The 13,722-nt window shown below is 38.0% G+C and carries 14 protein-coding genes; 11 read left to right on the forward strand and 3 right to left on the reverse strand.

Annotation, left to right across the window (positions count from 1 at the left end; all coding sequences use genetic code 11):
- The 4 genes from tsaD to PHP06_05240 all read left to right on the forward strand — a co-directional run.
- Positions 1 to 803 (forward strand): tRNA (adenosine(37)-N6)-threonylcarbamoyltransferase complex transferase subunit TsaD (tsaD, locus tag PHP06_05225; protein ID MDD3839958.1); only part of this gene is annotated, 803 nt, incomplete at its 5' end.
- 258 nt (positions 804 to 1,061) lie between these two features.
- Positions 1,062 to 1,997, forward strand: coding sequence for an ABC transporter ATP-binding protein (locus PHP06_05230; GenBank protein ID MDD3839959.1), 936 nt, complete (start codon positions 1,062 to 1,064; stop codon positions 1,995 to 1,997).
- Between the two features lie 11 nt (positions 1,998 to 2,008).
- Positions 2,009 to 3,241, forward strand: a complete 1,233-nt coding sequence (locus tag PHP06_05235) for an ABC transporter permease (GenBank protein MDD3839960.1) — start codon at positions 2,009 to 2,011, stop codon at positions 3,239 to 3,241.
- Positions 3,242 to 3,251: 10 nt separating this feature from the next.
- Entirely contained in the window at positions 3,252 to 4,451 is a 1,200-nt protein-coding gene (locus tag PHP06_05240; GenBank protein MDD3839961.1) for an ABC transporter permease, read from the forward strand.
- 23 nt (positions 4,452 to 4,474) lie between these two features.
- Here PHP06_05240 and PHP06_05245 read toward each other — a convergent pair whose 3' ends face one another.
- A complete protein-coding gene (locus PHP06_05245; protein ID MDD3839962.1) occupies positions 4,475 to 4,747 on the reverse strand; it encodes a hypothetical protein in 273 nt (90 codons plus the stop codon).
- 69 nt (positions 4,748 to 4,816) lie between these two features.
- On the reverse strand, positions 4,817 to 5,332 hold the full coding sequence (locus tag PHP06_05250) for an amidase domain-containing protein (protein MDD3839963.1): 516 nt from the start codon (positions 5,330 to 5,332) through the stop codon (positions 4,817 to 4,819).
- A gap of 285 nt (positions 5,333 to 5,617) precedes the next feature.
- Between PHP06_05250 and PHP06_05255 the strand changes: the two genes are divergently transcribed.
- Positions 5,618 to 7,297: a ribulokinase gene (locus PHP06_05255; protein ID MDD3839964.1), complete on the forward strand. Its 1,680-nt coding sequence runs from the start codon at positions 5,618 to 5,620 to the stop codon at positions 7,295 to 7,297.
- Between the two features lie 6 nt (positions 7,298 to 7,303).
- Positions 7,304 to 7,735 carry an L-fucose mutarotase gene (gene fucU / locus PHP06_05260; protein MDD3839965.1) on the forward strand — a complete coding sequence of 144 codons (432 nt, stop codon included), beginning with the start codon at positions 7,304 to 7,306 and terminating at the stop codon, positions 7,733 to 7,735.
- A gap of 87 nt (positions 7,736 to 7,822) precedes the next feature.
- Here the strand turns inward: fucU and PHP06_05265 are convergent, their stop codons facing one another.
- The gene (locus PHP06_05265; protein ID MDD3839966.1) at positions 7,823 to 8,803 is read right to left on the reverse strand and encodes a lipoate--protein ligase; all 981 of its coding nucleotides are present in this window, start codon (positions 8,801 to 8,803) and stop codon (positions 7,823 to 7,825) included.
- Between the two features lie 105 nt (positions 8,804 to 8,908).
- Between PHP06_05265 and thpR the strand changes: the two genes are divergently transcribed.
- The 5 genes from thpR to PHP06_05290 all read left to right on the forward strand — a co-directional run bounded on the left by thpR (position 8,909) and on the right by PHP06_05290 (position 13,715).
- On the forward strand, positions 8,909 to 9,451 hold the full coding sequence (thpR, locus tag PHP06_05270; GenBank protein MDD3839967.1) for an RNA 2',3'-cyclic phosphodiesterase: 543 nt from the start codon (positions 8,909 to 8,911) through the stop codon (positions 9,449 to 9,451).
- Positions 9,452 to 9,473: 22 nt separating this feature from the next.
- The gene (locus PHP06_05275) at positions 9,474 to 9,818 is read left to right on the forward strand and encodes a cupin domain-containing protein (protein ID MDD3839968.1); all 345 of its coding nucleotides are present in this window, start codon (positions 9,474 to 9,476) and stop codon (positions 9,816 to 9,818) included.
- 17 nt (positions 9,819 to 9,835) lie between these two features.
- Positions 9,836 to 11,371 (forward strand): phosphomannomutase/phosphoglucomutase, encoded by a 1,536-nt coding sequence (locus PHP06_05280; GenBank protein ID MDD3839969.1) that lies wholly within the window; start codon positions 9,836 to 9,838, stop codon positions 11,369 to 11,371.
- Between the two features lie 200 nt (positions 11,372 to 11,571).
- On the forward strand, positions 11,572 to 12,765 hold the full coding sequence (locus tag PHP06_05285) for an NEW3 domain-containing protein (GenBank protein ID MDD3839970.1): 1,194 nt from the start codon (positions 11,572 to 11,574) through the stop codon (positions 12,763 to 12,765).
- A 2-nt stretch (positions 12,766 to 12,767) separates the two neighbouring features.
- Positions 12,768 to 13,715 carry an ABC transporter ATP-binding protein gene (locus PHP06_05290; protein ID MDD3839971.1) on the forward strand — a complete coding sequence of 316 codons (948 nt, stop codon included), beginning with the start codon at positions 12,768 to 12,770 and terminating at the stop codon, positions 13,713 to 13,715.
- Positions 13,716 to 13,722: the final 7 nt, after the last annotated feature.

The raw sequence follows: 13,722 nt of genomic DNA on the forward strand, positions 1-13,722 counted from the left end.
TTACTTTTGACGATATAGGAACAGTCGCTGTTACATATGGACCCGGCCTTGTAGGTGCCCTGCTTGTTGGATTATCCTGTGCAAAGGGCATAAGCTTTGCGAGGGATATACCTCTTATAGGGGTGAATCACATAGAAGGTCATATATTTGCAAATTTTATACAGCACAAGCAGCTTGAACCGCCTTTTATTTGCCTTGTGGCATCAGGAGGGCACAGCCATCTAGTATATGTGAAGGATTACTGTGAATACGAGATAATGGGCAGAACGCGGGATGATGCAGCGGGAGAAGCATTTGACAAGGTTGCCAGAGTGTTGGGGCTTGGTTATCCTGGAGGACCTTTAATAGATAAAGTAGCTAAAAAAGGGGATGCTCAGGCTATAGATTTTCCAAGAGCCTATCTTGAGGAAGAAAGCTTTGATTTTAGTTTTAGCGGTTTAAAATCCTCAGTGTTAAATTACTTAAATAATCAAAAACAAAAAGGAATAGAGATTTCAGTAGAAGATGTGGCGGCAAGCTTTCAACAGTCAGTGATAGAAGTATTAGTCAATAAGACTATAAGTGCTGCAAAAGAAAAGGAGATGGAAACTGTAACCTTGGCAGGGGGGGTTGCTTCAAACAGCCTGTTGAGAAGCACTATGCAGCAAAAATGCATAGAAAACGGTTTTTCTCTTTATTATCCGGATCCTGTTTTATGTACAGATAATGCTGCTATGATAGGGTGTGCGGCATATTATAGGTATAAGAAAAAAGATTTTGCTAAGTTAGACTTAAATGCAGTTCCTAATTTAAAACTCCAGTAAATTTATTATGTATACCAACAACATGTTATTTTTTTATTAACATGTTGTTGATAGAGCAGTTTGTGGATATTGTGGAAAAATGATATCAAATCGCCAAATTAAACCGAAAAAGCTGTGGATAACAATGTGGATAGTGTGGATTATTCGCAAAATTTCAAAATAACATAAAGTTATAACATAAAAGTTATGTAATTTCATTGCTCAATATAAAAGCGACAATTTAAATTTTTTTGAACAATAACAGGGGGTGGTATATAAGTGTATTTTATTGAAGTTCGGAAGTTAGAGAAAAAGTTTGACAGTGTAGCTGCTGTGAGCGGTATTGATTTCAATGTTCAAAAGGGAGAAATATTCGGATTGCTAGGTCCCAACGGGGCCGGAAAATCCACTGTTATATCAATGATGTGTGGGTTGATAAAACCTACGAATGGTGATGTTATTATAGATGGACAGAGTATATTAAAAAATGCTGGCAAGGTAAAGAAGTTGTTAGGCGTTGTTCCACAGGATGTTGCTTTGTATCCCACTCTAACAGCGAGAGAAAATCTAGGGTTTTGGGGAAGGATGTACGGCTTATCCGGGGAATTTTTGCAGACCAAGGTAGAACAAGTGTTGGATATTATAGGATTGAAAAATAGAGAAGATGAACGAATTGATAGGTATTCAGGGGGGATGAAAAGGAGGGTCAACATAGCTGTGGCATTGCTTAATGATCCTGAACTGCTCATTATGGATGAGCCAACAGTAGGGATAGATCCGCAGTCAAGAAATCACATACTGGAAACAGTGAAAAAGCTAAACCGACAAGGCATGACAGTCATATACACCAGCCATTATATGGAAGAAGCGGAATACTTATGTGACCGGGTAGGGGTTATGGATTATGGCAAAATAATTGCCCTTGGAACAAACCAACAGCTTAAAAAGATGGTAGGGGAACAAGACAGGATAGAGATAGTTGTGGATAGGATATATCAGGAGGCTATACAACATATTAGATCTATCCAATCAGTTAAAGAGGCAACTGTTCAGGAAAACAGTATAAGTATAATGGCCCGGGATGGAAGCAGTATATTGGCAGAGTTGCTTGGGATATTGACTGGTTATGATTCCGGTATAAAGACCGTGAGTGTACACCAACCTAATCTGGAAAGTGTATTTTTACATTTAACCGGTCGAGCGTTGAGGGATTAGGAGGTGTATCTATGAAGATATTGACTATTGCTTTAAAGGATTTAAGGACAGTTGCACGGGATTATAAAGCCTTAGGTCTGATAATTGCTATGCCTTTAATTTTAATATTCATATTAGGATCTGCATTAGGTCCTATGTTTGAACATGCATCCATAATAAATCCATTTAAAATAGCTGTAGTAGATTTTGATAGAGGAGAAACTGCCCAACATTTTATAGAAATATTGGAATCAGAAGAAATAAGACAGTTGATCACAGTAGAATTCGCCGATACAAGAAAGGATGCTTTGCATATGATGGATGATGGTGATGTATCTGCAGCTGTGATCATTCCCCAAGGAATTTCAGGAGATAAAACGAGAGGAAAAACTAAATCTTTAACAGTGTTGACTGATCCTGCAGAGGAGCTGAAGGGAAGCATAGTATCCGGAATTGTTGAAACTTTTGTTAGCCAATATTCTATGGTATATGCAGGTACGGAAGCTGTGCTCAAAGGCTTGTTAAACGATAATTTAAGCCATGAAGAGATTTTTTATGATAAAAATGATTTGGCGGATATAAGGGGGCTGGGGATTGATATAGGGCAAAGATTATTCAACAAAACGATAAAAGCATCGGAACTTTTAGATTTAGAAAATCAAGAAGGCGATTGGATAACCGGATTCCAGTATTATACTGCCGGTATGTTGTTGATGTTTACATTGTTTGGAGCTATGCTGGGAGTGGATTCTATTATCTCCGAAAGAGAGAATAGAACTTTGATGAGGATGTTTTGTGCTGGTGTTGAAAAAACCCACATCATTATAGCTAAGACTTTAGGGACCTTGCTAATATGCTGCTTGCAAATATTGATTTTGATATTGTTCACCAGATACGTTTTCGGTGTTGAGTGGGGTGCTTCAAAATCAGGTGTTTTTTTGATTTCATTGGCGGTGGCATTTGCTTGCACGGGTTTTGCAATACTCATAGCCTCTATATCTAATACTAAAAAGATGGCGGATGCTGTAGGAAATATTTCGGTACAGGCAATGGCTATATTAGGCGGTTGTACCTTTCCTATTTTTATGTTTCCCAAGGCGTTACAGCATGTGAGCAGATTTACTATTACCCGATGGGGTCTTCAAGGGTATTTAGCTTTGATGGAGGGTAGGGGGCTTTTTGATATAAGTCAGCATATAATGGTTCTGGCAGGTATGGGAATTATTTTTATGATATTTGGTATATGGCGATTGAGGCTGGAATAGGGGTGAAGAGATGAAGAAAGCTTTTGCTATAGCAAGATTGTCTTTGCTTAAAAGTAAAAAGGAAAAAGCGTTTTTATGTATTATGATAGGGGCAGCATTATTTATTACTTTTATCATGGGGTTAGGTTTTGGCAATTCTGATGAACAGGGATCCACACAAAAAATAGGGGTGTTGATTGGGGATAATGACAAATCTGCGGTGAGTTCAAAGCTGATAGAAGATTTAAAGGATGAGGCTATATATGATATCCAAATTAAGAATGAGGAAGAAATATACAGTCAGATACGTCAAGGAAAAGTCGAGGTCGGGTATATAATACCTGAAGGGTTTGAAGAATCCCTATCAACAGACCATCCCAATCATATAAAGGTAATAAGCCTTTCTGCTTCCAAGGCCGGTATGGCTATAAGTAAAGCTATAGAAAAAAGTATAGGTGATTATTTAGCGGAAAATGCGGTAAGAGAGATAGCTTTAGAAAATGCTGATCATATGGGCATACAGGATGTAGATGTAAATATTATTGTACAAGATTTTCAACAAGCATTGATAGATACTCCTGTCTTGTCGGTTCAGAAGTTGGAAGTAAAAGCAAATGATACTCAACAACAGGAGGATTATGAAGGGTTTGCACATGCTGCTATGGGGATGATAATACAGTTTACAATGTTTACTGTCATATTTACTTCAGGGGAGATATTGGAGGAAAGAAAAAATAAAACATGGAGCAGATTGCTTACTACCCCAACTAGCATAGCCAGTATATTGGGAGGCAAAATAATGGGGGCATACTTGATAGGTGCACTGCAGGTTGCAATTTTAATACTAGCAGGTAATTACCTATTCGGAGTCGATTACGGAAACGATATATTAGGAGTGATAGTTGTTATGGCCATGTTTTTGCTCGCAGTTACCGGTATAGGTATATTTATGTCAACTATAGCAAAGAGCATGGCACAGTTGCAAGTGCTGGCACCTATAGTTATAGTTTCTAGCTGTATGTTGGGAGGGTGTTTTTGGCCTTTAGAAATTGTATCCCCTACAATGCAAAACATAGCTAAATTCACACCTCAAGCATGGACTATGCAAGCACTAAAAGATATAGTGATAAGAGGAAAAGGTTTGCCGGCTGTAATTGGCAGCCTGGTGATTATCTCGATTTTCGCACTGGTGTTTTTTGTTTTCGGGATAACCAGGGTGAGATATGAATAAAGATGGGAATTTTCATCCCATCTTTATTCCTGTTTATCTTGGATATCCTCTGAATCAGATAGATCTGTCTCACTTTGTTCTTCCTGTCCTTCATCTTCTTGCTGTTCTTGCTCAGGTTTTCTTTTTTTGTTGCTAAAAAATACGAATAGGGCGGCGATCATCAATATAAAGCTTATATTATCAGATATTTTTTTGTCTATTTCAAAGTCAAATATCGCTTGAACCAAGCCCATTAAAATGAATATTATTCCGATGCTGAGTAAAATGATAATCCTAGTTTTTTCACTTATTTTCATATTCTCCACTCCATCTTATGTTCTTTTCTATAATAGTTTACCACAAATTTTGGATATATTGAAAAAAATTTAATATATTACTCCTGAAATTTTAATAAATCTTATTTTATTCCATCGATAGTTTGATAATGGATAATATTGGCGATCAATAGTATGTGTGTTTATCAGTATATTGTTGAAGGAAGGAGGGGTACCAGATTGTACTACAAATAGGGAATGAGAGAATTCAGCGTTCTGATTGAATGCGAGTTGTATTATATCCCCAGGTGCTATATTTTGGATGGGCACTGAAGTGCCTACCGGACCCGAGTCACTTGTGTTTCTCAAAAGAAAATTATATAAAAATTTAACACCTGTCCAGGAAGGGGAGCGATTGTTTGCGTTGATATAATACCAGCCTAAATCAGTTTTATAGTTCATTACCCTGCTGCCTGCGTAGATGCATTGGGATATAAAATTTGTGCAATCTCCTCCTATATTAGAGAAATCATAATATTCAGGGTTTCTTTTCAAAGCCCATCTGTGAGAGTATTCTATGGCACTCGCCCTATCATATTGTCTTAAACTAGACCTCACTTGATTCACCCCGATGTTCATTGAACTTTAAATATACTTTATATATATGATTGAACATATAATGATGATACAAAATTGATGAAATGTGTATCAGCTTTGGATGCATATGGTATCTTTTTATTTATAACGGTTTTATGAACATCTGTGTTCAGTATATTCTACAACAGGAGGTAAAAGAATACTGAGTAGTCTGGAATGAGAGATGATGCCTAGAATATGCTTATAACGGCATTTAAATTATTTCTAAAATAATATATAATAATAATAGAAACTAAAAATGTGGGAGGAATGAAGATGGCAAAGAGATATAGCATAGGAGTGGATTTTGGAACTCAGTCAGGTCGTGCTGTGCTGGTAGAAGTTGATACCGGTAGGGAAGTGATGACTTCAGTTACTCCATACAAACATGGAGTGATAGATGAACAACTTCCAGGTATGGGCATAAAACTTGAAAACGACTGGGCGCTGCAAAACCCCGATGATTACATAGAAGTATTGACTACTGCAGTGCCAAAAGTAGTAAAGCAATCAGGAGTGGATCCTGAAGACATTATAGGAATAGGTGTAGATTTTACATCATGTACAATGCTTCCTGTAGATAAAAAAGGTAACGCATTATGTCAATCGGATGAATATCGAAGCAATCCTCATGCTTGGGTGAAGTTGTGGAAACATCATGCAGCACAACCGGAGGCAAATCGGCTTAATAAAATAGCAGAGGAGAGAGGGGAAGAATTCTTAAAAAGATATGGGGGTAAAATATCGTCTGAATGGCTGATACCTAAAATAATGCAGATACTGGATGAGGCACCGGAAATATATGAAGCTGCAGATCGATTCATGGAAGCTGCGGACTGGATAGTAATGCAGATGACGGGAGTAGAGGCCAGAAACAGCTGTACAGCAGGCTATAAGGCACTATGGCATAAACAAAAAGGATATCCGGACAAAGACTTTTTTAAAGCGTTGGATCCCAGATTAGAAGATCTTGTAGACAAAAAGCTGAGCAGAGACATAAAACCTATAGGCAATAAAGCAGGGGGACTTACAGATAGGATGGCACGAAAAATGGGTTTAAACCCGGATACAGCAGTAGCAGTAGGCAATGTAGATGCTCATGTGGCAGTGCCGGCAGTAAATGTGACAGAACCGGGTAAACTTGTAATGATAATGGGAACCTCTACCTGCCATATGGTGTTAAGCCAACAAGAAAAGCTGGTAGATGGTATAGCCGGAGTAGTAGAAGATGGTATAATACCTGGATATTATGGTTACGAAGCGGGACAACCTGCAGTAGGAGATATATTTGAATGGTTTGTAAAAAACTGTGTGCCTTGTGAATACCAAGCTGAGGCAAAAGGGAAAGGCATGAACATACATCAATTGCTAGAAGAAAAAGCTTCCAAGCTAAAAGTTGGGGAAAGTGGCTTGTTAGCCCTTGATTGGTGGAACGGCAGCAGGTCAGTATTGGTAGATGCAGACCTGACAGGACTGATATTGGGTGCTACGTTGTTGACCAAGCCGGAAGAAATATACAGGGCACTCATAGAAGCTACGGCATACGGCACCAGAATGATAGTGGATACATTCAAACAATATGGAGTGGACATAAAAGAAGCCTATGCATGCGGAGGCCTGCCGGAAAAGAACAAGATGCTTATGCAGATATATGCGGATGTAATGAATATGGAGTTCAAGATGTCCGCATCCTCTCAGACACCTGCTTTGGGAGCGGCAATGTTCGGAGCAGTGGCGGCTGGCAAAGACAGGGGAGGATATGACACTATATTTGAAGCAGCTAAAAAGATGGCCAGGTTGAAAGATGAGACAATAAAGCCGATACCTGAAAATGTTAAGATGTATGATAAGCTCTATCAAGAGTACAAAAAGCTCCATGATTATTTTGGGCGAGGAGCAAACGATGTGATGAAAAGGCTTAAAGATATAAAAGCATATATTACAAATGAGGAGTGAATTATTATGTTAAAGGGTATACCGTCAATAATAAATCCGGAGTTATTGAAAATTCTTATGGAAATGGGACATGGAGATGAAATAGTGATAGGGGATGGGAATTTCCCTGCAGCAAGTACTGCCCAAAGGCTGGTAAGGTGTGACGGACATAATGTTCCAGAGATATTGGATGCCATTTTAAAATTATTTCCACTGGATACATATGTGGAAAAACCGGTTTCTCTTATGGCTGTTGCACCTGGAGATGATACGAAGCCTGAGATATGGGATCAATATCGTTCTATAATAAAAAAGCATGATAAGGACTTTAGTGACTTTGGGTTTATAGAAAGATTTGATTTCTATGAAAGAACAAAAAAAGCATATGCAGTAATAGCTACCGGCGAAAAAGCACTTTATGCTAATGTGATACTTAAAAAGGGAGTTGTTATTGAGTAACTTTGTAAATTAGGGATGGATAATAAAGGATGGTTCTATGTCTCATTATTTTGCGACGCAGAACCATCCTTTACTTTTGTTTCATTATTAGAAAAATCCTTCCATCAATTCATCTAAAGTTATATTTGCTAGATATTCATTGATGTTAAAACGTGAAAGTTGTTTTTTTATTGATTGTTTAGAGTGTTCTATTCCTATCAATGCTTGTTCTATCTGGGAAATATCATGTATGCCGAAGAAGTCGCCAAAAAGTTTCGCTTTTTTTATGATTCCTGCTTCCACATCCAGATGGAATTCAATAAATCCGCCTGGGAATTTTTTTTCATTTTTAAAGCTATAATTTGGGGATTCCCCGAAATTCCAATTCCAAGTAGAATACTTCTGCTGTACCAGTTTATTTATATTCTCTATATCTCTATTTTTAAACTCATAAATATTTTGCTGTCCATACATTTCCATTATATGATTCATTATGATGTCGATGAATTCCTCTATCGTCAAGGGTGCTTTTAAATGGCTGGATATATTTGTAATACGTGCAGGGACAGACTTTGAGCTTTTATCCTTGTATTTCAATGGGTTTATTTTAAGCGCTGCTGATATATCGGTAATATTGGATGAAAACAATAAAGTTCCGTGATGAAGCACTTTATTCTTTTTATAATACTGGGCGTTTCCTGATATTTTTTTACCGTCTATAGTAATATCATTTCGTCCGGAAAATTCAGCATCTATAGATAAGGTTTTGAGGGCTTCTATGATAGGTGCTGTAAATTCACTGAATTTTTTTAATTGCTTTGAAGTGCTGTTGATTATAAATGTGAAGTTCAAATTGCCAAGATCATGAAATACTGCCCCTCCTCCTGACATCCTTCTCACCACGGGGATATTGTTTTTTTCAGTATATTCTACATTTATTTCCGACAAGGTATTTTGATTTTTACCCACTATTATACAGGGCTTATTCCTGTAGAGCATAAAACATTCATCGCTGAACTCATTCAATATATATTCTTCTGAAGCGATGTTAAAATAAGGATTTGTACTTTTGTTGTGTATGAAACGCATGTCTAGACCTCCATGATTTTAAGTTTACTTTTTTAAAACTATAATATAGTTTATACTAATAATAATAAAGTTAAAATTGTAAAATGTAAAGGTGGTATAAAAAATATGAGAGTATTTATTGCAATAAATTTGGAGGAGGATATAAAAGGGTATTTGAGACGGCTTCAGAATAATATAAGTCAATACTGCCATTATGCAAATTTTACAAGGCCGGATAATTTCCATATAACTTTAAAATTTATAGGAGAGATACAAAAAGACCACATTGCTATACTTAAAAATGCTATGGATGAGGCTACGGCTGTGCATTCACCATTTTATCTTCAACTAAATAAAATAGGTTGTTTTGATAGAAGAGGTTCAAAGATTATATGGGCAGGATTAGGAGGAGATTTAAAAAAGTTGAAGAAGTTATATATATGTTTAGAGAACCAGCTAAAAGATGTTGAAAAGGATTCTAGAGTGTACAGTCCTCATATAACGCTTGCCAGGCAGGCCTCATTAACTTTGCCGTTTGATAAATTAAAGGAGAATATAAAAATAGATAAGAAATATATAAAGGTGAAAGATATTTATTTGATGCAGAGCACCAGGGAGAACAGGGTGCTTACATATAGACCTATTGCAAAGAGCAGTTTAAAACAATAACAAATGGGGAGGAGAGAAAAATATGGTTATTGATCAGAAAGATATGGAACTCCAGCTGAGGGAAAATATGAGAGGGGGGAATGGAACGGTAAAGATTAAGCATATGTTCAAAGATGAACTTCCTCAAAAATGCAGATTTTTTGCCGAGATTGTACTTGATCCCGGATGTTCTATAGGGTTTCACCAGCATGAGCAGGAGACAGAAATATATTATTTTTTAAGCGGAAAAGGGGTAGTTGATGATGATGGCGTAAAGAAGGAAGTATTTGCCGGATGTGCCATGTCTACCGGTGAAGGTAAAGGGCATTCTGTTGAGAATACGGGGGATAGCCCTCTTAAATTTATTGCAGTAATAATATTGAATTAAAAGGAGTTGTGGTACTTATGCTGGATAAAAAATGGAAAGAACTGATAAGCGGAAGTGATATAAGGGGTGTAGCTATTGATGGAATAGAGGGGGAAATGGTAAATCTCACTGAGGATATAGTACAAGCTATATCTTGTTGTTTTGGGTTATGGCTTGCCGAAAAAAAGGGAAAAGATGCTTCTGAATTAAAGGTATCTATAGGGATGGATTCCAGAATTTCGGGACCTAAGTTGAAAACTGCAGCTATACAAGGATTATGTAGGCTTGGTTGTACTGTATATGATTTTGGGATAGCGTCTACTCCTTCAATGTTCATGTCTACCGTGTTGGATGGGTATAAATATGATGGGGCGATAATGGTGACTGCCAGTCACCTTCCCTTTAACAGAAACGGATTGAAATTCTTTACATCAGAAGGAGGGCTGGAGAAAGCAGATATTGCGGATATTCTTAAAAAAGCTCAGCAAGGCCAATATGAAAAATTCCATTCAGAGGGTAAGGTGATCCGACAAGATTTTATATCTGTATATTCACAGGGGTTGGTGGACAAAATCAGACAGGAAGTAAACAATATGGATAACGATGAGAAGCCTTTAAAATCCTTTAAAATAATAGTGGATGCCGGCAATGGGGCAGGAGGCTTTTTCGCAGAGAAGGTTTTACTTCCTTTAGGTGCAAATATAGAAGGAAGTCAATATATCCAGCCTGACGGGTATTTCCCCAACCATATACCTAATCCAGAAGACGAAGATGCTGTGGAATCTATAAAACAGGCAGTGCTGGAAAACCAGGCTGATTTAGGGATAATCTTCGATGCGGATGTAGATAGGGCAGGAGTGGTGTTCAGCGATGGAAGGGAAGTGAACAGGAATAGGCTTATAGCCCTCATGTCCGCAATAGTGTTGGAGGATTATCCTGGTTCTACCGTTGTGACAGACTCCATAACTTCTACAGGACTTAAGAAGTTTATTGAAGATAAGTTGGGGGGCAAACATCACAGGTTTAAGAGGGGATACAGGAATGTGATAAATGAAGCCTTGAGGCTAAACTCGGAAGGGGAAGAATGTCATTTGGCGATAGAGACATCAGGTCATGGGGCTTTAAAAGAAAACTATTTCCTGGATGACGGTGCATATCTGGTGACCAAGATATTGATAAAGATGGCAAAGCTTAAAATGCAGGATGGCAAAGGAATAGAGAGCTTAATAGATGGGCTGGAAGAGCCGATAGAGAGCGATGAGTTCAGGATGAAGATCCTTCAAAAAGATCACAAGCGATATGGGAACAGAGTGATATCAGAATTAGAGCAATATGTTGCCCGTTGTGATGGGTGGGATGTGCTGCCTGATAATTATGAAGGTATAAGGGTGAGCTGTGATAAGGATAATGGAGATGGTTGGTTTTTGTTGAGACTTTCACTCCATGACCCTATACTTCCGTTGAATATTGAATCGGATTCATCGGGAGGAATAAAGATAATAGTCTCTAAACTGTATGAATTTTTATCAGGTTTTGAACAATTGGATATAACTTCTTTAAAAGAGTATCTATAAAGTTAATATATGAGGGACGTCAGACTATGAAAAAAAGCCTGACGTCCCTTTTGCATTATAATCGGATAGGATGGGAGTATGAATATAAAAATAATATTATTAAAAAAAATGGCAGATTTGTAACAAAAACAAGCATTATTTCGTCTAACTTTATAGAAAACTAAAATTAATCCATCAATAAAATAAAGGAGGATTTTTGTATGAGGAGGAAAAAGATAAGGATTTTTGAAAAAATGTTTTTGGCTATATGTTTAATTTGTTCTATTGCTGTCTTTCCTCATTTTTATTCCGACGATGCTGTTGTAAAAGCCCATGGGGGGCTGGTACTGAGCACCTCGTATACTGGAATAACTGTAAAGGCAGGGGATAATGTAAAATTCCCTATTAATATTGAGAATGTATCCGTGCCTTCAGGCAGTGTAGAGCTTTCTATACAATCTATCCCTGAAGGGTGGGATGGATATTTTGAGGGAGAAGGCAATAGGGTACATAAGGTATTTCTCAAAACCAAGTCGGATTTGAATGTGGACTTAAAGTTGAAGGTTCCATCCGATGTGTCGGAAGGTGAGTATACTGTTGTGATCGCTGCAAAATCGGCCAATGCCAAGGATACACTTTCGTTAAATTTAAAGGTGAGTGAACAGACTATAAGTGAGAGCAAATTTGTAGCCCAATACCCTGAATTGCAGGGGCCGGGGGATGCTGCCTTTAAATTCAGATTGGATCTTACCAATAATAGAGAAAAAGATCAATCATATAGCTTGGGCGCTCAAGCTCCCAGAGGTTGGGAGGTATCTTTCAAGCCCTCATTTGAGGATAAACAGATTGCCAGCATAAGCCTTGAGCCTGATGATAGCCAAGGTTTGGATGTAGAAGTGAAACCGGCCAATCAGGTAAAGGCTGGAGAATATACAATACCTATCACTGCTGTTTCTGCAGAGGAGCAGCTCACTACCGAATTAAAAGTAGTGATTAGCGGGACTTATGATATTAGCTTGAGCACTCCTTCGGGAAGGTTAAATGCTGAGGTATATGCAGGCAAAGAAGAGCAGGTAAATTTGAGCATAGTCAATAACGGGAGTGCAGACCTTAAGGGGATAAGTCTTACGTCAGAGCAGCCCAAAAATTGGACTGTGAGGTTCGAGCCTGCCGAGATAGATGTTTTACAGGCAGGAGAAAGTAAGCAGGTCAAAGCGTATATAAAGCCCGATGCAAAGGCCATCGCAGGTGATTATGTGGTTAGCCTGAAGGCTAGCACTCCAGAGGCAGGCAGTGATGTGGAAATGAGGGTGATGGTAAAGACCTCTACTATATGGGGTTTAGTTGGTATTGTTATAATAATATTGCTTTTATATGGATTATACTGGGTATTTAAAAAATACGGGAGACGATAACTATGAGCGGTGATAGTTCCATAATAAAAACTAAAAACCTTACAAAACGATATGGCGGACTGACTGCGGTGGATGGTCTTAATCTCGAGGTAAAATCTGGGGAGGTATTTGGATTGTTGGGACCTAATGGTGCAGGCAAGACTACCACTATACTGATGTTGTTAGGATTGACTGAACCCACTCAGGGCAAAGTATCAGTTTGCGGGTTTGATTCAATTCGTCAACCTATATCAGTAAAAAAAGTAGTGGGATACCTTCCGGACAATGTAGGTTTTTATTCGGATATGACTGGTAGGGAGAATTTAAGGTATACTGCTCACTTAAACGGTATATATAGTGAACAGGCGGAAGAACGCATATATCATCTTTTTGAAAGGGTAGGGCTTGAGGATGCAGCAAACAAAAAAGTAGGTGAATATTCTAGAGGTATGCGTCAGAGGCTGGGGATTGCAGATGTGTTGATAAAAGATCCTAAGGTAGTGATACTGGACGAACCCACCCTAGGCATAGATCCTGAAGGTGTAAAGGAGATGCTGGATTTGATAGTGGATCTTTCCCGAAAAGATGGAAGAACTATTCTATTGTCTTCTCATTTGTTGCATCAAGTACAAAAAATATGCGATAGAGTAGGCATATTTATAAAAGGAAAACTCTTGGCATGTGGTCCTATCGATGCGCTGGAAGAGCAGGTTTATAATAGTATGCCTTATGTTATCGAATTGGGGGTAAAACCCCAAGATGATAAATTGATAGCATTGTTGAATGATATGACGGGAGTGTTAGATATACAAAAAACTTCCAATGATATGATAATTGTTAACTGTAGCAATGATATAAGCCAACAGATTGCGCAAAATCTAATACAAAACCACTATATGCTATATCATTTGAGATTACAAGAAAAGAGCTTGGAGGACATATACAGCCGTTATTTTGAGGGAAAGGAGTGATTTTAAT

Source organism: Clostridia bacterium (genome assembly GCA_028698525.1).
Lineage (GTDB): Bacteria > Bacillota > Clostridia > JAQVDB01 > JAQVDB01 > JAQVDB01.

Excerpts from the sequence above, each read along its gene's own strand:
- PHP06_05240 (MDD3839961.1), top strand. The coding sequence starts at position 3,252 with ATGAAGAAAGCTTTTGCTATAGCAAGATTGTCTTTGCTTAAAAGTAAA.
- PHP06_05275 (MDD3839968.1), top strand. The coding sequence starts at position 9,474 with ATGGTTATTGATCAGAAAGATATGGAACTCCAGCTGAGGGAAAATATG.
- fucU (MDD3839965.1), top strand. The coding sequence starts at position 7,304 with ATGTTAAAGGGTATACCGTCAATAATAAATCCGGAGTTATTGAAAATT.
- PHP06_05255 (MDD3839964.1), top strand. The coding sequence starts at position 5,618 with ATGGCAAAGAGATATAGCATAGGAGTGGATTTTGGAACTCAGTCAGGT.
- PHP06_05290 (MDD3839971.1), top strand. The coding sequence starts at position 12,768 with ATGAGCGGTGATAGTTCCATAATAAAAACTAAAAACCTTACAAAACGA.
- PHP06_05280 (MDD3839969.1), top strand. The coding sequence starts at position 9,836 with ATGCTGGATAAAAAATGGAAAGAACTGATAAGCGGAAGTGATATAAGG.
- PHP06_05245 (MDD3839962.1), bottom strand. The coding sequence starts at position 4,747 with ATGAAAATAAGTGAAAAAACTAGGATTATCATTTTACTCAGCATCGGA.
- PHP06_05285 (MDD3839970.1), top strand. The coding sequence starts at position 11,572 with ATGAGGAGGAAAAAGATAAGGATTTTTGAAAAAATGTTTTTGGCTATA.
- PHP06_05235 (MDD3839960.1), top strand. The coding sequence starts at position 2,009 with ATGAAGATATTGACTATTGCTTTAAAGGATTTAAGGACAGTTGCACGG.
- PHP06_05265 (MDD3839966.1), bottom strand. The coding sequence starts at position 8,803 with ATGCGTTTCATACACAACAAAAGTACAAATCCTTATTTTAACATCGCT.
- thpR (MDD3839967.1), top strand. The coding sequence starts at position 8,909 with ATGAGAGTATTTATTGCAATAAATTTGGAGGAGGATATAAAAGGGTAT.